Here is a 15,614-nt window from a genome sequence, read left to right as displayed (position 1 = left end):
CCGCTTCCGATTCATGCCGCCAGTCCACTACCTCAAGTCCACTTGAGGTCAACTCGGCGGGTTCACCGGTGATTCCCGGACGCCGGTGAGCACTCGGGTGCCCGGGAACGGGCGGCTTCGACACCGGGTGCGCACTGCGTTCACACCTGGGCCCGGCCGGCGAAGACACCGCAACGAAGGGGCAGTCGATTCGTGACATCGAAATCAAAGAATTCGATATCGGAAAGCAATGGGCGTCGAATATTCGAATCATCGACGAATAGTGGATCTCGCATACGAGCGGAGCTTCAGCCGGTAGCGTGAGAATCCCGTCGAGCCGATCAGGCGGAAACGCCTCCCGACACGAAAAGAATCGCCCCATGCAGAGCATCACCTTTCCCGGAGACGGCACCGTCGTCCTGACCGAACAGCCGACCCCCGTGCCCGGCCCCGGAGAAGCACTGGTCAAGATCCGAGCCTCCGGCATGTGCGGGAGCGACCTGCACTTCCTGCACGGCAGTTTTCCCGTCGACCCCTCCGTGGTGCAGGGCCACGAGCCCTGCGGCGAGGTCGTGGCGGTGGGTGACGGCGTCCCCGAGAGCCAGGTGAAGCCCGGCGATCGGGTGCTGGTCCACCACTACTTCGGCTGCGGGCACTGCCGCCGCTGCCGTCAGGGTTGGCCACAGATGTGCGAGACCGCACCCGCGGCGACCATGGCCGTCGACGCCGCCGGCGGACACGCGCCCTACGCGGCGATCCCGGCGTCTTCGCTGTTCCCGATGCCCGACGGGCTCTCGTTCAAGGCGGGAGCCGCCATCGGCTGCGGCACCGGCACCGCGTGGGGAGCGATCAAGCGCGCCGGCGGGGTCGAGGACACCGTGACCGTGGTCTTCGGCCAGGGCCCGGTGGGGCTGTCGGCCACCATGTTCGCCACCGCGCTCGGCGCCCGGGTGATCGCCGTCGACATCGACGACGCCCGGCTCGCCAAGGCCCGCGAGTTCGGCGCCGTCCTGACCGTGAACCCTCGAACCGAGAACCTGGTCGAGAAGGTCTCCGAGATCACCTCCGGACGCTTGGCCGAGGTGGTCCTGGAGACCTCCGGGCGGGCCGGTGACGACGTGTTCACCGTGCTGGGCACCTTCGGCACCGCCGTGTTCGTCGGACTGCCGGGCGAAGCATTGTTCACCACCCAGGCGATCTACAAGAAGCAGTGGACCATGCTGACCTCCTGGACCTGCTCGTCGGTGGAACTGGAGCGCTGTGCGGCGTTCGTCGTCGCCCACGACCTCCCGGTCGACGACCTGTACTCGCACACGTGGCGGATCGAGCAGGCGGAAGAGGCCTACGAGTGGTTCGGGAGGCAGGACGCGGGCAAGGGCGTCTTCGAGTTCGACTGATCCGGCGGACCTGCCGGGAAGGGGCCGGGCGGCGATCGCCGCCCGGCCCTTCGACGTCGTTCGGCGTCGGTGCGCGGTGGTCGGCTCCAGGATCGAGAGGCGGGTCGGACGGGCGACGAAGACCGCCGAGCGGACACCCGAGCTTCACCGCGCCGACGGCCGCGCCGCACTCGACCGTCGGAGAGCATCGAGGTTTTGCCCGAGCACGGGAATCACATACCGTCGATTGCCCCCGATGAGCTTTTCAGCCGGAAAATCAGCGAGATCTTCTTGGCGTTCTTCGAAGTGGGACTTCATGCTCCGGAATATCGTCGATAAGAAATCGACGATTTCCCCCAGACGAATCAGAGCGTCCAGATATCGCACATCGCATCACCCGAATTCCACGCCATGAGACATGCATTACTGCCAATATCTAGTGCGATACCAATCACAGATGGAGGCAGTCGAATGAAGCACGAAACCCGACGGATCGTCACGGGCCACGACGAGAACGGCACATCGGTGATCCAGTCCGACGGTATCGTCGCGCACGTCGACGACTACGGAGTCGCGATGGTCAACCGGATCTGGTCGACCGATGCGTTCCCCTCGGACAACTCCGACGACCGCGACGGATCCGATCTGATCGAGTACTCTGACTTCGCCGAACGGCACCGGCTTCTACTACGTCGACTGGGCTCCGGGGGCGGTGTTCCCCCTGCACCGGACCATGTCGTTGGACTACCTCATCGTTCTGAGCGGAGAACTCGAACTCAGCTTCGAGGACGGCACCGCGACGACGATCAGGCCCGGCGACACGGTGATCCAGCGCGGCGCCGAACACATCTGGAAGAACACCACCGACGAGTGGACCCGGACGGCGATCGTGATGATCGGTGCCGAGCCGCACATCGTCGACGGCGAGCCCGTGCCGGCCACGCTGACCTGACGCCCTCGCCGGGCCCGAGGCCCGGCACTTCCCCTCCTCCCGCCCGCGGATCGTCGAACAGGCGACGACCCGCCGCATCCCCCTACCGTCATCACCCAAGGAGTACTCACATGTCCACCGGACTTCTCGACGGCAAGATCGCCGTGATCACCGGCGCGGCGAGCGGCATGGGCCGCTCGACCGCACGCACCTTCGTCGAGAACGGCGCCCGCGTCGTCCTCGCCGACATCCAGGAGGAGGCCGGCACCGCGCTGGCCGCCGAACTCGGCGATGCCGCGCGTTTCACGACCACCGACGTCACCAGCGAGCCGGACCTGGAAGCGCTGATCGAGTACGCGGTCGGCGAATTCGGCCGGATCGACGTCTTCTTCAGCAACGCCGGTGCCGCCGGCGACCTCTCCCCGGTCACCGACCTGACCGAAGAGGGCCTGAACCGCACGCTCGCGCTGAACCTCAACGCGCACGTCGCCGCGCACAAGCTGGCGACCCGGCAGTTCCAGAAACAGGGCACAGCCGGCTCGATCATCACCACCGCCAGCGTCGCGATCTTCCAGTCCGGCTGGAACGGTCCCGCGTACTCGATGGCCAAGGCCGCCGTGATGGCACTGGTCCGGCAGAGCGCCCTGGAGAACAAGGGCACCGGCACCCGTTCCAACGCCATCGTCCCCGGCGCCGTGCTGACGCCGATGATCCCGACCATGTTCGGGATCTCGGATGCGGATGCCGAGCGCTTCGCCGAACGCGTCGAAGAGGAGGTCGCCGGGCAGACCCTGGTCGGGCGTCTCGGCCGTCCCGAGGACATCGCGAACGCCGCGCTGTTCCTGGCCAGCGACCTCTCCTCGTGGATCAGCGGCACCGGGATCGTCGTCGACGGCGGCGCCATGGCCTTCACCAAGGACCGCTCGATCGAACTCATCACCGGTGTCGCCGGCGAGTTCCAGTGACCGTCCGCCCCTCCTGAGACACCCCTCCCCCGAACGAAACGAAGAAGTCAGACATGAGAACAAGAGCAGCCGTCCTCCGCGAGGCACCCGGCGAATGGCAGATCGAAGAACTCGAACTGGACGAACCGAAAGACGGTGAACTCCTCGTCGAGATGGTGGCCTCCGGGCTGTGCCACAGTGACGACCACTACCTGGTGGGCGACAACACCGTCGCCCAGATGCCGCTGGTCGGCGGCCACGAAGGGGCGGGCATCGTCCGCAAGGTGGGGCCGAACGTCACCGGCTTCGAGGTCGGGGACCACGTCCTCACCGCCTTCATCCCCGCCTGCGGCCGGTGTCGCTGGTGCGCCTCCGGCAAGCAGAACCTCTGCGACAACGGGGCGATCATCCAGATCGGCCATCAGGTGGACGGCACATACCGGATGCACACCGACGACGGCGAGGACGTCGCGACCCTCGCCCTCCTCGGAACCTTCTCCGAATGGCAGGTCTACGACCAGATGTCCCTGGTCAAGATCGATGAGGACATCCCCCTCGACGTCGCCTGCCTCGTGGCCTGCGGCGTCCAGACCGGCTACGGTTCGGCCACCAACGCCGCGGACGTCCAGACCGGCGACGTCGTCGTGGTGGTCGGTGTCGGCGGCGTCGGCATGAACGCCGTCCAGGGTGCGCGCGATGCCGGCGCCGGCCACATCATCGCCGTCGACCCGGTCGAGGACAAGCAGAAGTGGGCCCTGGACTTCGGCGCGACCGAATCGTTCGGTTCACTCGAGGAGGCCTCCGGCCGGGTGGCCGAGCTGACCAACGGGCAGGGTGCCGATGCCACCATCCTCACACCGAGCCTGCTGACCAATGCGATCATCGGCGAGGGCTTCGTCTCGATCCGCAAGGGCGGCACCCTCGTGGTCACCTCGGTGAGCAACGAGACCCGGTGCGGTGACGTGCCCGGGTTGAACGGCTTCATGCTCGCCATGCTCCAAAAGCGTATCCAGGGTGCGCTGTACGGCATGCAGGCGCCGCGCGAAGCGATGCCCAAGCTCCTGCGCCAGTACAAGAACGGCCAGCTGAAACTGGACGAACTGGTCACCAAGCGCTACACGCTCGACGAGATCGGCCAGGCCACCGAGGACCTGCGCGCGGGCCGCAACATCCGCGGCGTCATCGTCTACGACTGATCCGGCGGCCCGCACCGAACCGGGCACACGGATGCCGAAGGCCGGCCACCCCGTCCCGGGGTGACCGGCCTTCGTCACGTGGATCGAGCGAACACTCGCCGATCGGACGAGCACTCGTTGATCGGACGAGCACTCGTTGATCGAGCGGAGTCGAGATCTCTCCCGACTCAGGGCGTCAGAAGCCCATGCCGCCCATCTCGTCGCCACCCGGCACTGCCGGGGCCGGGTTCTTCTCCGGCTTGTCGGCGACGACGGCCTCGGTGGTGAGGAACAGGGCCGCGATCGACGCGGCGTTCTGCAGCGCCGAGCGGGTGACCTTCACCGGGTCGTTGATGCCTGCGGCCAGCAGGTCCTCGTACTCGTCGGTGGCGGCGTTGAGGCCGGTGCCCTGCGGCGAGTTGCGGATCTTGTCGGCGACGACGCCCGGCTCCAGGCCGGCGTTGACGGCGATCTGTCGGGCCGGAGCCGAGAGCGCGACCTTGACGATCTGCGCGCCGGTGGCCTCGTCGCCCTCGAGCGACAGGCCGTCGACGGCCGACTCGGCCTGCAGCAGAGCGGCGCCGCCACCGGCGACGATGCCCTCCTCGACGGCGGCCTTGGCGTTGCGGACGGCGTCCTCGATGCGGTGCTTGCGCTCCTTGAGCTCCACCTCGGTGGCGGCACCGGCCTTGATGACGGCGACGCCGCCGGCCAGCTTGGCCAGGCGCTCCTGCAGCTTCTCGCGGTCGTAGTCGGAGTCGCTGTTCTCGATCTCGTTGCGGATCTGCGCGACGCGACCGGCGATCTGGTCGTTGTCACCGGCGCCGTCGACGATGGTGGTCTCGTCCTTGGTGACGACCACCTTGCGGGCGGTGCCCAGCGACTCCAGGCCCGCGGTCTCCAGCGAGAGGCCGACCTCTTCGCTGATGACCTCGCCACCGGTGAGGATGGCGATGTCGGCGAGCATGGCCTTGCGGCGGTCGCCGAAGCCCGGAGCCTTGACGGCGACGGACTTGAAGGTGCCGCGCAGCTTGTTCACGACCAGGGTCGACAGGGCCTCGCCCTCGACGTCCTCGGCGATGATGAGCAGCGACTTGCCGGCCTGGATGACCTTCTCCAGCAGCGGGAGCAGGTCCTTGACCGTCGAGATCTTGCCCGAGTAGGTGAGGATGTAGGGATCCTCCAGGACGGTCTCCTGGCGGTCGACGTCGGTGACGAAGTAGCCCGAGATGTAGCCCTTGTCGAAGCGCATGCCCTCGGTGAGCTCCAGCGAGAGGCCGAAGGTGTTCGACTCCTCGACGGTGATGACGCCCTCGTTGCCGACCTTGTCCATGGCCTCGGCGATCAGGTCGCCGATGGACTGGTCACCGGCGGAGATGCCCGCGGTGGCAGCGATCTGCTCCTTGGTCTCGACCTCCTTGGCCGAGCCGAGCAGCGCGGTGGAGACGGCCTCGACGGCCTTCTCGATGCCGCGCTTGAGGCCCATCGGGTTGGAGCCGGCGGCCACGTTGCGCAGGCCCTCGCGGACCAGCGCCTGGGCCAGCACGGTGGCGGTGGTGGTGCCGTCGCCCGCGACGTCGTCGGTCTTCTTGGCGACCTCCTTGACGAGCTCGGCGCCGATCTTCTCGTAGGGATCCTCGAGCTCGATCTCCTTGGCGATGGACACACCGTCGTTGGTGATGGTGGGGGCGCCCCACTTCTTCTCCAGGACGACGTTGCGACCCTTCGGGCCGAGGGTGACCTTGACGGTGTCGGCAAGGGCGTTCAGGCCCCGCTCGAGTCCGCGACGGGCCTCTTCGTCGAAAGCAATCTGCTTTGCCATTGGTAAGTGATCCTCCGGTAGGGGGTGACACTAGGTTCTGATGGGCCGGACTCGGTGCCCGCGACGGACGACCGGGGTGTCTGTTGGACCGGCCTCACCGTCCCGACCTGGCAGTCACATGCCGTGAGTGCCAACCTCGTTTTTAGCACTCGCCCCCGGCGAGTGCAAGGTTCGGACACTCGCGCGCCGGGGACCGCGAGTTCAGTCCGTTCGGACGGCGACGCGGTCGTACCAGGCCAGCAGCCCGGCGGTCAGCGGCACCGTGGCGAGCGCCCCCATCGTCATCAGGTACCCCATCGTCGTCTCCTCACCGGCCGCCGCGCGGCAGCCCTCGCGGGGATTCGATCAGGCGGGGTCGACGCGGAGTCGACGACGAGGTGTCCCGCCCCGGAACAGACGGGGGCCGCCCCGGATCGGGACGGCCCCCGGTCGTCGGGAACGGCGGTCGGTCAGCGCTTCTCGCAGGCGATGCCGTCCTTGTCCCGGTCGAGGTGGGTGTTGCGCTCGTACAGCGCCCGGTTCACCCGGAACGTGGTGACCGGACGGCTCCGGGTCTTGTCCCGGGCGCCCGGACGGCCGACGCCGTGCGGGTACTGCTTCTGCATCGCGGCGCAGTTCCGGTAACGGGTGGGTGCGGCATCGGCGGCGGGCGCCGGTGCGACGACGGCGAGCGTGCCGCCGAGGATCAGCGAACCGGCCAGCAGGGAGATCGTCTTCTTCATGGGGAAGACCGTATCGACACCGGGGAGAGTGTCGTCACATCACCCCGCCTCGTCGCTCCCCGACACACCCGGACTCCGCGGGTACCCTTCGGCCATGAGCAGCACACTCCACGGCAAGGTCGTCCTGATCACCGGCGGCGCCAACGGCGTCGGCGCACAGACCGCACGGGAGCTCCGCGCACGCGGGGCCCTGCTGGTCCTCACCGACATCGACCGGACGACGCTGGAGGCGACCGTCGCCGAACTCGGGCCGGAGCACACCGAGGGCATCGTCGCCGACGTGACCGACCTGACCTCGATGGAGGCGGCCGTGGCGCAGGCCGTGACCCGTTTCGGCGGGGTCGACGCGGTGGTCGCCAACGCCGGGATCGCCAGCTACGGAAGCGTGCTGAACACCGAGCCGGAGGCCTTCTACCGGCTGATCGACATCAATGTGAACGGCGTGTTCAACACCGTCCGCGCCGCTCTGCCCGCGCTCGTCGAACGACGCGGCTACGTGCTCGTCGTCTCGTCGGTGGGCGCCTTCGTCGGCGCCCCCAGCCTGGCGTCGTACACCTGCTCCAAGGCCGGTGTCGAGAACTTCGCCACGTCGCTGCGGCTGGAGGTGGCGCACCTGGGCGTGGACGTCGGCAGCGCCCACATGAGCTGGATCGACACGCCGATGGTGCGCGACGCGCAGTCGGATCTGCCCGCGTTCCGCGAGATGTTGAAGAGCCTGCCCGGCCCGATGAGCACCGTGACCACGATCGACGAGTGCGGTGTCGCCTTCGCCGAGGGCATTGCGAAGCGCAGGCGCCGCGTCTACTGCCCCGAGTGGGTCGGGGTGATGCGGTATCTGAAACCGTTCCTGGACAACCCGATCAGCGATCTGGTGATGGGCAAGCGGTCCACCGCGGCGATCATCGCGATCGATCAGCAGATCGCGAGCCTGGGTCGCAGCGTCTCGGCGCGGTTCACCGAGGAGGCGAAGGCTGAAGAGGCGAAAGCGGAGGTCGGCGGCCCGCGATCGAGTGATGACCGGTGAACTGATCGCGATCGCCGTGTTGGGCGGCGCTCTCGCACTGCTGCTCTTCGTGATCGCGCTGCGCACCCGGAACGTGGTGTCGACGCCGCACGAGCGCGCCGTGCACGACACCCTCGCGGCGGCGGCCGCGGCGGCGCATCCGCTCCGGGACGGGCTCACCGAGACCTCCGCGACGGAGGCGGCCGGCCCGTTGCGCGCGCTCACCGGCGCCGAGGGCGTGGCCCTGTTCGGTCCCGACGGCGCGCTCCTGGCCCGGGACGGCGAGATCTGGTCGTCGCCCGTCCTCGACGCCGCGACGACGCTGGCCGCCGAGGCCCTCGACGGCAGGCGCCGCACCATGTCCGACGCCCCCGGCGTCGCCGCCGGTCCGGTCCGCAAGCTGATCGCCGCACCGCTGATCGCCGACGGGGTCAGCGCCGGGGTGCTGGTGGTGGCCACCCTCCGGCAGCCGGGGCCGGGGCAGATCGGCGCGCTCACCGAGGTGGTCAACTACGCCGTCACCCAGTTGGAGCTCGCCGAACTCGATGCCTCCCGCGCCCGGCTGGACCGCGCGGAGGTGCTGGCCCTGCGCGCCCAGATCGATCCGCACTTCATCTACAACGCCCTGGGCACCATCGCCTCGTTCGTGCGCACCGACCCGGCGCGCGCCCGCGAGCTGATCCTGGACTTCGCCGATTTCACCCGGTATTCGTTCCGCGCCGCGGGTCAGTACACGGCGCTGGCCGACGAGTTGGGCAACATCGACCGCTATCTCACTCTCGAGCGCGCCCGCTTCGGCGAGGGGCTGGACGTGCGGCTGCACGTGGACCCGGAGGTGCTCGGCGTCGTCGTCCCGTTCCTGGCGCTGCAACCGATCGTGGAGAACGCGGTCCGGCACGGCCTGGCCGGTCGTCGGCGGGGCACCGTCACGATCAGTGCGCGCGGTTCGGGCACCGACTGCACCATCAGCGTCGAGGACGACGGCGTCGGCATGGATCCGGAGCTGCTGCGCAGCGGCGCGATCGATGCCCTGGCAGGATCGGATGCACCGTCGAGCGAGAGCGAGGGCGCCCACGTCGGTCTGACCAACGTGGACCAGCGTCTCCGTGCGGCGTTCGGCAACGACTACGGGCTGGTCGTCGAGACCGGGATCGGGGCGGGCACCAAGGTCCGCATGCGGGTCCCGAAGTTCGCCGCAGGCATCCGTGCCGACGTCGCCGGGAGCAGAGCGAGCGGGACGAGTGAGACCGTCGCCGGGAGCAAGGCGAGCGGGACAGACGTCACCGCCGGGGACAGAGCGAGCGGGACAGATGTCACCGCCGGGGAAGGAGGGCCGCGATGACCGCACCTCGCGATCCGGTCGCCGTGCTGCGCGTCCTCGCCGTCGACGACGAGGCCCCCGCCCTCGACGAACTCACCTATCTGCTGGACCGGCATCCCGCGGTCGGGGAGGTGATCGGCGCATCCGATGCCACCGAGGCGCTGCGTCTGCTGGCCGAGCGGCCCGTGGATGCGGCGTTCCTGGACATCTCGATGCCGGGCCTCACCGGGATGGAGTTGGCGACCGTCCTCTCCCGGTACGCGAGCCCGCCCGCGCTGGTCTTCGTCACCGCGCACGACGACCGCGCCGTGCAGGCCTTCGAGGTGGGCGCCGTGGACTATCTGCTGAAACCGCTGCGGGAGCAGCGTCTGGCCCAGGCGGTCAACCGCATCGTGGCCCGGCGGCCGGCCGCGTCCTCCGGGTCCGACGCGGCACCGGCCGCCTCCGTCCCGGACTCCGCGCCCGGCGAGACCCCGCCGCTTCACGCACCTGCGCACCGGACCCACGACGACACCGCCGACCTCGAGACCAGCGTGATCCCGGTGGAACGCGGCGGCGTCACCTCGCTGATCCAGCGCAGTTCGGTCTCCTGGGTCGAGGCCGTCGGCGACTACGCCCGACTGCACACCGAGAGCGGCGAGTACCTGGTCCGGGTCACCCTCTCCACCCTCGCCGAGCGGTGGGCCGAGGCCGGTTTCGCGCGTATCCACCGGTCGTATCTGGTCGCCCTGCCGATGGTGACCGGACTGCGTTCGGCGGGAACCGGCACCCGGGTGCTGCTCCGCGCCCACGGACGGACCCCCGAGGTCGAGCTTCCGGTGAGCCGCAGGCAGGTCCGCGAATTGAAGGACCGGCTGGTCCGCGATCCGCTGCGCTCGTTCCGTTCGGGCCGCGGCGACGGGCGCGGCGGGTCCCCGTGAGCCCCGAGGCCCCGCGCCGCGAACGGGTGGTGCTGTCGCAGCGGCGCGGCGCCCGTCCGGTGCGCACGCGCGCCGAGGTGACCGAGCAGACCGCCGTCGGCGAACACCTGGTCCGCGGGCTGGTCCGGGCCCAGCTCGGGCTCGCGCTCCGGATCGGCCTGGCTGTGGTCGCGCTGTTCGTCGCGATCCCGCTGCTGGGCCTCTGGGTGGACGATTTCGCGACGGCCTCGGTGGCGGGGATCTCGGTCAACTGGATCGTGCTGGGGCTGCTCCCCTACCCGGTCCTCTACTTCGCCGGACGGCTGTACATCCGTCTCGCCGAGCAGGCCGAGCGGGACTTCATGAAGCTGATCGACGACGAGGAGCACGGTCCGTCATGAGCACCGGCTCCGCCCTGATCGTCGGCGCCGTCGCGGCGGCCACCTTCGGCACGGTCGCGATCGGCGCGTACGGCGGCCGGGGCGCGCGCTCGACGTCGGACTTCCTGGTGGCCTCCCGCAGCATCGGCGCCCGCTGGAACGCCGCGGCGATCGGCGGCGAGTACCTCTCGGCGGCGTCGTTCCTGGGGGTCGCGGGCCTGGTCGCCAAATACGGCGCCGATGCGCTCTGGTATCCGATCGGGTTCACCGCGGGCTACCTCGCGCTGCTCCTGTTCGTCGCCGCGCCGCTGCGTCGTTCCGGCGCCTACACGGTGCCCGACTTCGCGGAGTTCCGGCTCGGCTCCCAGGTCGCCCGCCGGGTCGCGATGGTCGTCGTCGCCGGGGTCTGCGTACTGTACATGGTGCCGCAGCTGCAGGGGGCGGGCCTCACCCTGAACATCCTGCTCGGTCTGCCCGGATGGGTGGGGGTGGTGCTCGTGGGGGCGGCGCTGATCGTCAACGTCGTGGGCGGCGGCATGCGGTCGGTGACGTTCGCCCAGGCCGTCCAGTACTGGCTCAAGCTGACGGCCATCGCGGTGCCCGCCGTCGTCGTGGCCCTGCATTTCGCCGCCGATCCCGCCGATCTCGGGGATCCGCTGCCCGCCCGGGTGGCGGCCGCGACGACGGTGGACGTCTCGACGGAGGTGTCGGTGACGGTCGCCGACCCCGCCGGGGTGCGGGTGACCGGGACCGTCGACGGCCGCCCGGTCGATGCCGTCGCCCCCGCGGCGGGCACCCACGTGGTGGGCAAGGGTTCGACGATCCTCCTCGACGCGGGCGCCGCGACCCCGGTGGTGTCCGACGCCCCGCAGACCGGCGCGGCCTGGACCCGCTCGGGCGGCGGACTCGGCGGCGACCATCCGCTCTACCAGGTCCTGTCGCTGATGCTGGCCACGTTCCTGGGGGCGCTCGGTCTGCCGCACGTGCTGGTCCGCTTCTACACCAATCGGACGGGGGCCGATGCGCGTCGCACCGCGCTCACCGTGATCGTGCTGCTCTCCGGGTTCTATCTGTTCCCGACGGTGCTCGGCGTGCTCTCCCGGGTCTACGTCCCGCAGGTGCTGTCCACCGGGACGGCCGACGCCGCGGTGCTGATGATCCCCACCGCGGCGGTCGGCGGGATCGGCGGCGAACTGCTGGTGGCGCTGGTCGCGGCGGGGGCGATCGCCGCGTTCCTGGCGACGTCGTCGGGCCTGCTGATCAGCATCGCGGGAGTGGTCTCCACCGATCTGCTGCCCGCCGGGGTGCGGAGTTTCCGGGTCTGCGCGCTGTTCGGCGGACTCGTCTCCCTCGGTCTCGCCCTCGCCGCGGGCACGCTGGAGCTGTCGCGGTCGGTGGGCCTGGTGTTCGCGGTCTCGGCCGCCACCCTGTGCCCGCTGCTGGTCCTGGGGATCTGGTGGCGCGGTCTCACCGCGGCGGGCGCCGTCGCCGGGCTGGCGGTCGGCGCCGTCACGTCCGCGGCCGCGGTGGTGGCCGGCGCGTTCTGGTTCACCCGGGGCTGGTCCGCGGCGATCGTCACCTTCCCCGCCGCGGTGACGGTCCCGCTGACCTTCGCGACCATGGTCGCGGTCTCTCTCGCGACCCGTCGCACCGTACGACCGGACGTGCCGACGCTGTTCGCCCGCATGCACCTTCCCGAGCGTGTGGGGCTCGGACTCGAGCGCACCCCCGCAGGCGACTGATTCACTGGTGTAGCCAGTATCATGGTCGGTGCCCGGGCCGTCGTCGCAGAGGCCCCGGCCGACGGATTCGGTCGGGTGTCGAGCGGCGATCAGGAAAGAATGGACACATGGCCGACGATCGCAGACCGCTGACCGCAGACGACATCCACGACGTCGCCTTCTCCAAGCCTCCGCTCGGGCGGCGCGGGTACAACGAGGATCAGGTCGACCGGTTCCTCGATCTGCTCGAGGCGAAGTTCCGCGATCCCGCCGACCCCGCGGTCGCCTTTCTGACGCCCTCCGCCGTCGCCTCGACCATCTTCGGGTCTCCGCCGATCGGGCTGCGCGGCTACCACCGCGACGAGGTGGATCGGTTCCTCGCCGATGCCGCGCACGACCTCGCCGACCTCACCTGCCCTTCGAGCGGCCTGCGGGTACAACGGCCGAACCGTTCGACGGGGCTCACGGAGCGGAAGACCGAGGTCACGGGACGAAAGAACGAGGTCGCGGAGGGGAAGAACGCGGTCGCGGGGCGGAAGGCGGCGGCTCCGGAACCGAGCGCCGAGAGCGCCGGAATCACCGCGGCTGAGGTCCTCGAGACCGAGTTCCGCCGGATATTCGGCGGCCGCGGGTACGACGAGAGCCAGGTCGACCGATTCCTCGACGACATCGCGGCCCGACTGTCCGATCCCACCGACCCGACCCGGTCCTGGCTCACCCCCTCGGCGATCGACGACGTCCGGTTCGCCGCCCCGCCGTTCGGTCGCCGCGGCTACCACTGCGACGAGGTCGACGAACTCCTGGAACGGTGCCGCACGGAACTGGCCCGACTCCTGGACCGATCCGCAGGCGGCGACCCCTCCGCTCCCTGATCCGGAACCGCGCCCGGTCTCCGCTCCCCGAACCGGAGAGGAACGCAGTGACGAGCCGCGTCGAAGGGTCTCACGGAGAACGCTCACCGGGCCCCTTCGACACCCGGGCTCGCTGCGCTCGCACGGGGCTCAGGGAACGGGATGACCCACTCCCCGGGCTCACATACGACTGCGGAGAACGGGACGAGGCGCTCCCCGGGATCGCGCACGACCTCGGGCGCGGGACGACGGGGCGCACCGCGCCGTTCACCCGCGTGCGATGACCGTTCACCGCACGACGGACCTGACTCGTCGTGCAGATCACAAATCCGCTTCCCTGTGATCGAGATCTCCCCGAACCTTCTTGTGAGGCCGCGACTGCGGCAATGCATCGAGGAGGTCCCGTGTCAGCCACACAAGAGCACCCACCAGAGCCGGGGCACGTCGCCGCCCCCGGTGCCGACGAGTTCATCGCGGCCCAGGAGAGCCCGGAGTTCCAGCGTCTGCGCAAGACGCTGCGCAACTTCGTGTTCCCGATGACCGCGTTCTTCCTCACCTGGTACGGCCTGTACCTGGTCCTCGGCGTGTTCGCCGAGGGATTCATGGCCACCAAGGTCTGGGGCAACATCAACGTCGGCCTGATCCTGGGGCTGCTGCAGTTCGTCACCACGTTCGCCATCACCGGCGCCTACATCTGGTTCACCAACCACCGTCTCGACCCGGAGGCCGACGCGGTCCGTGAGGGCTTCGAAGACGGCACCTACGAGCGCGCGGCCGCCGCGGCACAGGGAGGCCGGAAGTGAACGTCCTGCTCGCCGAGACCCCCGAGGTCGACACCGGCAACGCCACCCTCAACATCATGATCTTCGTGGCCTTCGTGATCGTGACCCTGCTCGTGGTCATCAAGGTCAGCCGCGCGGGCACCTCCAGCGCCTCGGAGTTCTTCACCGGCAGCCGCGGCTTCTCCGGCACCCAGAACGGCATCGCCATCGCCGGCGACTACCTGTCGGCCGCCAGCTTCCTGGGCATCGCGGGCGCCATCGCCATCTACGGCTACGACGGCTTCCTCTACTCGATCGGCTTCCTGGTCGCCTGGCTCGTCGCCCTCCTGCTGGTGGCCGAACTGCTGCGCAACACCGGCAAGTTCACCATGGCCGACGTCCTGAGTTTCCGCCTCAAGCAGCGTCCGGTCCGCCTGGCCGCGTCGATCAACACGCTGACGGTCTCGATCTTCTACCTGCTGGCCCAGATGGCCGGCGCGGGCGCGCTGGTCGCCCTGCTGCTGAACATCAAGAGCGACATCGGTCAGGCCGTGGTGATCACCATCGTCGGCCTGCTCATGATCGTCTACGTCCTCATCGGCGGAATGAAGGGCACCACGTGGGTACAGATCATCAAGGCCGTCCTGCTGATCACCGGCGCCGCGGTCATGACGCTCTGGGTGCTGTTCTCCGACGGCGTCGGCTTCAACATCTCGAAGCTGCTCGGCATGGCTCAGGAACGCACCACCACCGACATCCTGGCGCCGGGCGCCCAGTACGGCGTGGACATCACCTCGAAGTGGAACCTGATCTCGCTGGGTATCGCCCTGGTGCTCGGCACCGCGGGCCTGCCGCACGTCCTCATGCGTTTCTACACGGTCCCCACCGCCAAGGAGGCCCGTAAGTCCGTGGTGTGGGCCATCGGCCTGATCGGCGCGTTCTACCTGTTCACCCTGGTCCTCGGCTACGGCGCCGCGGCGCTGGTGGGCCCGGAGACCATCCTCGCCGCCCCCGGCAAGCAGAACGCCGCCGCCCCGCTGCTGGCCCTGCACCTCGGCGGCGAGGTGCTGCTCGGACTGATCGCGGGCGTGGCGTTCGCGACCATCCTGGCCGTCGTCGCCGGTCTGGCGATCACCGCCTCGGCGTCGTTCGCCCACGACATCTACGCGTCGGTGATCAAGAAGAACGGCGCCTCCGAGGAGGAGCAGGTCCGGGTCTCGCGTTACACCGTGATCGTGCTCGGCCTCATCGGCATCGTCCTGGGCATCCTCGCCAAGGACCAGAACATCGCCTTCCTGGTGGCGCTGGCCTTCGCCGTCGCCGCCTCGGCGAACCTGCCGACCATCCTGTTCTCGCTGTTCTGGAAGCGGTTCAACACCCGCGGCGCACTGTTCAGCATGTACGGCGGCCTCTCGATCACGCTGGTCCTGATCGTGTTCTCCCCCGCCGTCTCAGGCAAGGCGAACTCCATGCTCCCGAACATGGACTTCGCGTGGTTCCCGCTGGCGAACCCGGGCCTGGTGTCCGTCCCGGCGGCATTCCTCCTCGGTATCCTCGGCACCCTGACGTCGAAGGAGAAGCCCGACGTCGCCCGCCGCGCCGAGATGGAGGTCCGCTCCCTCACCGGCGTCGGCGCGGAGAAGGCCGTCTCGCACTGAGAGCCGACCGGCACGGCACGGCGCCGTCGTCCCCGTCACGTGATGATCGGGAACGACGGCGCCGTGTTCTG

General features: G+C 69.4%; 14 protein-coding genes. 12 read left to right on the top strand and 2 right to left on the bottom strand.

Going from position 1 to position 15,614, the window contains the following annotated elements:
* Positions 1–359: 359 nt before the first annotated feature.
* From QM809_RS06385 to QM809_RS06370, 4 genes are all read left to right on the top strand, one after another.
* On the top strand, positions 360–1,376 hold the full coding sequence (locus QM809_RS06385) for an alcohol dehydrogenase catalytic domain-containing protein (RefSeq protein WP_415044967.1): 1,017 nt from the start codon (positions 360–362) through the stop codon (positions 1,374–1,376).
* A 637-nt stretch (positions 1,377–2,013) separates the two neighbouring features.
* Entirely contained in the window at positions 2,014–2,307 is a 294-nt protein-coding gene (locus QM809_RS06380; protein WP_415047023.1) for a cupin domain-containing protein, read from the top strand.
* Positions 2,308–2,417: 110 nt separating this feature from the next.
* Positions 2,418–3,251, top strand: coding sequence for an SDR family NAD(P)-dependent oxidoreductase (locus QM809_RS06375; protein ID WP_415044966.1), 834 nt, complete (start codon positions 2,418–2,420; stop codon positions 3,249–3,251).
* A gap of 53 nt (positions 3,252–3,304) precedes the next feature.
* The gene (locus tag QM809_RS06370; RefSeq protein ID WP_415044965.1) at positions 3,305–4,426 is read left to right on the top strand and encodes an NDMA-dependent alcohol dehydrogenase; all 1,122 of its coding nucleotides are present in this window, start codon (positions 3,305–3,307) and stop codon (positions 4,424–4,426) included.
* Between the two features lie 175 nt (positions 4,427–4,601).
* On the opposite strand, the gene groL is transcribed toward QM809_RS06370, so the two are convergent.
* On the bottom strand, positions 4,602–6,227 hold the full coding sequence (gene groL / locus QM809_RS06365) for a chaperonin GroEL (protein ID WP_415044964.1): 1,626 nt from the start codon (positions 6,225–6,227) through the stop codon (positions 4,602–4,604).
* Between the two features lie 449 nt (positions 6,228–6,676).
* Entirely contained in the window at positions 6,677–6,949 is a 273-nt protein-coding gene (locus QM809_RS06360; RefSeq protein WP_415044963.1) for an excalibur calcium-binding domain-containing protein, read from the bottom strand.
* Between the two features lie 94 nt (positions 6,950–7,043).
* Between QM809_RS06360 and QM809_RS06355 the strand changes: the two genes are divergently transcribed.
* The 8 genes from QM809_RS06355 to QM809_RS06320 all read left to right on the top strand — a co-directional run bounded on the left by QM809_RS06355 (position 7,044) and on the right by QM809_RS06320 (position 15,543).
* Positions 7,044–7,973 (top strand): SDR family oxidoreductase, encoded by a 930-nt coding sequence (locus QM809_RS06355; RefSeq protein WP_415044962.1) that lies wholly within the window; start codon positions 7,044–7,046, stop codon positions 7,971–7,973.
* The gene (locus QM809_RS06350; RefSeq protein ID WP_415044961.1) at positions 7,963–9,294 is read left to right on the top strand and encodes a sensor histidine kinase; all 1,332 of its coding nucleotides are present in this window, start codon (positions 7,963–7,965) and stop codon (positions 9,292–9,294) included. The genes QM809_RS06355 and QM809_RS06350 overlap by 11 nt, the downstream gene beginning before the upstream one ends.
* The gene (locus QM809_RS06345) at positions 9,291–10,193 is read left to right on the top strand and encodes a LytR/AlgR family response regulator transcription factor (protein WP_415044960.1); all 903 of its coding nucleotides are present in this window, start codon (positions 9,291–9,293) and stop codon (positions 10,191–10,193) included. The genes QM809_RS06350 and QM809_RS06345 overlap by 4 nt, the downstream gene beginning before the upstream one ends.
* Positions 10,190–10,573: a hypothetical protein gene (locus QM809_RS06340; protein ID WP_415044959.1), complete on the top strand. Its 384-nt coding sequence runs from the start codon at positions 10,190–10,192 to the stop codon at positions 10,571–10,573. The genes QM809_RS06345 and QM809_RS06340 overlap by 4 nt, the downstream gene beginning before the upstream one ends.
* Complete coding sequence (locus QM809_RS06335; protein WP_415044958.1) at positions 10,570–12,294, top strand: cation acetate symporter; 1,725 nt, start codon at positions 10,570–10,572, stop codon at positions 12,292–12,294. The genes QM809_RS06340 and QM809_RS06335 overlap by 4 nt, the downstream gene beginning before the upstream one ends.
* A gap of 107 nt (positions 12,295–12,401) precedes the next feature.
* Positions 12,402–13,145 carry a DivIVA domain-containing protein gene (locus QM809_RS06330; RefSeq protein WP_415044957.1) on the top strand — a complete coding sequence of 248 codons (744 nt, stop codon included), beginning with the start codon at positions 12,402–12,404 and terminating at the stop codon, positions 13,143–13,145.
* Between the two features lie 365 nt (positions 13,146–13,510).
* Complete coding sequence (locus QM809_RS06325; RefSeq protein WP_415044956.1) at positions 13,511–13,927, top strand: DUF485 domain-containing protein; 417 nt, start codon at positions 13,511–13,513, stop codon at positions 13,925–13,927.
* Positions 13,928–13,983: 56 nt separating this feature from the next.
* The gene (locus tag QM809_RS06320; protein ID WP_415047022.1) at positions 13,984–15,543 is read left to right on the top strand and encodes a cation acetate symporter; all 1,560 of its coding nucleotides are present in this window, start codon (positions 13,984–13,986) and stop codon (positions 15,541–15,543) included.
* The last annotated feature ends 71 nt before the right edge of the window (positions 15,544–15,614 follow it).

The sequence above is a fragment of the Gordonia sp. (in: high G+C Gram-positive bacteria) genome, assembly GCF_047600385.1.
Taxonomy (GTDB): Bacteria; Actinomycetota; Actinomycetes; order Mycobacteriales; family Mycobacteriaceae; genus Gordonia.
Note: the sequence above shows the minus strand (reverse complement) of the source record. Positions and strands in the feature narration are given on the sequence as shown.

Bases quoted from the DNA above. Each gene is read 5' to 3' on its own strand.
- QM809_RS06320 (WP_415047022.1), top strand. From the start codon at position 13,984: ATGATCTTCGTGGCCTTCGTGATCGTGACCCTGCTCGTGGTCATCAAG.
- QM809_RS06370 (WP_415044965.1), top strand. From the start codon at position 3,305: ATGAGAACAAGAGCAGCCGTCCTCCGCGAGGCACCCGGCGAATGGCAG.
- QM809_RS06350 (WP_415044961.1), top strand. From the start codon at position 7,963: ATGACCGGTGAACTGATCGCGATCGCCGTGTTGGGCGGCGCTCTCGCA.
- groL (WP_415044964.1), bottom strand. From the start codon at position 6,227: ATGGCAAAGCAGATTGCTTTCGACGAAGAGGCCCGTCGCGGACTCGAG.
- QM809_RS06385 (WP_415044967.1), top strand. From the start codon at position 360: ATGCAGAGCATCACCTTTCCCGGAGACGGCACCGTCGTCCTGACCGAA.
- QM809_RS06375 (WP_415044966.1), top strand. From the start codon at position 2,418: ATGTCCACCGGACTTCTCGACGGCAAGATCGCCGTGATCACCGGCGCG.
- QM809_RS06325 (WP_415044956.1), top strand. From the start codon at position 13,511: ATGCATCGAGGAGGTCCCGTGTCAGCCACACAAGAGCACCCACCAGAG.
- QM809_RS06330 (WP_415044957.1), top strand. From the start codon at position 12,402: ATGGCCGACGATCGCAGACCGCTGACCGCAGACGACATCCACGACGTC.
- QM809_RS06345 (WP_415044960.1), top strand. From the start codon at position 9,291: ATGACCGCACCTCGCGATCCGGTCGCCGTGCTGCGCGTCCTCGCCGTC.
- QM809_RS06335 (WP_415044958.1), top strand. From the start codon at position 10,570: ATGAGCACCGGCTCCGCCCTGATCGTCGGCGCCGTCGCGGCGGCCACC.
- QM809_RS06360 (WP_415044963.1), bottom strand. From the start codon at position 6,949: ATGAAGAAGACGATCTCCCTGCTGGCCGGTTCGCTGATCCTCGGCGGC.
- QM809_RS06355 (WP_415044962.1), top strand. From the start codon at position 7,044: ATGAGCAGCACACTCCACGGCAAGGTCGTCCTGATCACCGGCGGCGCC.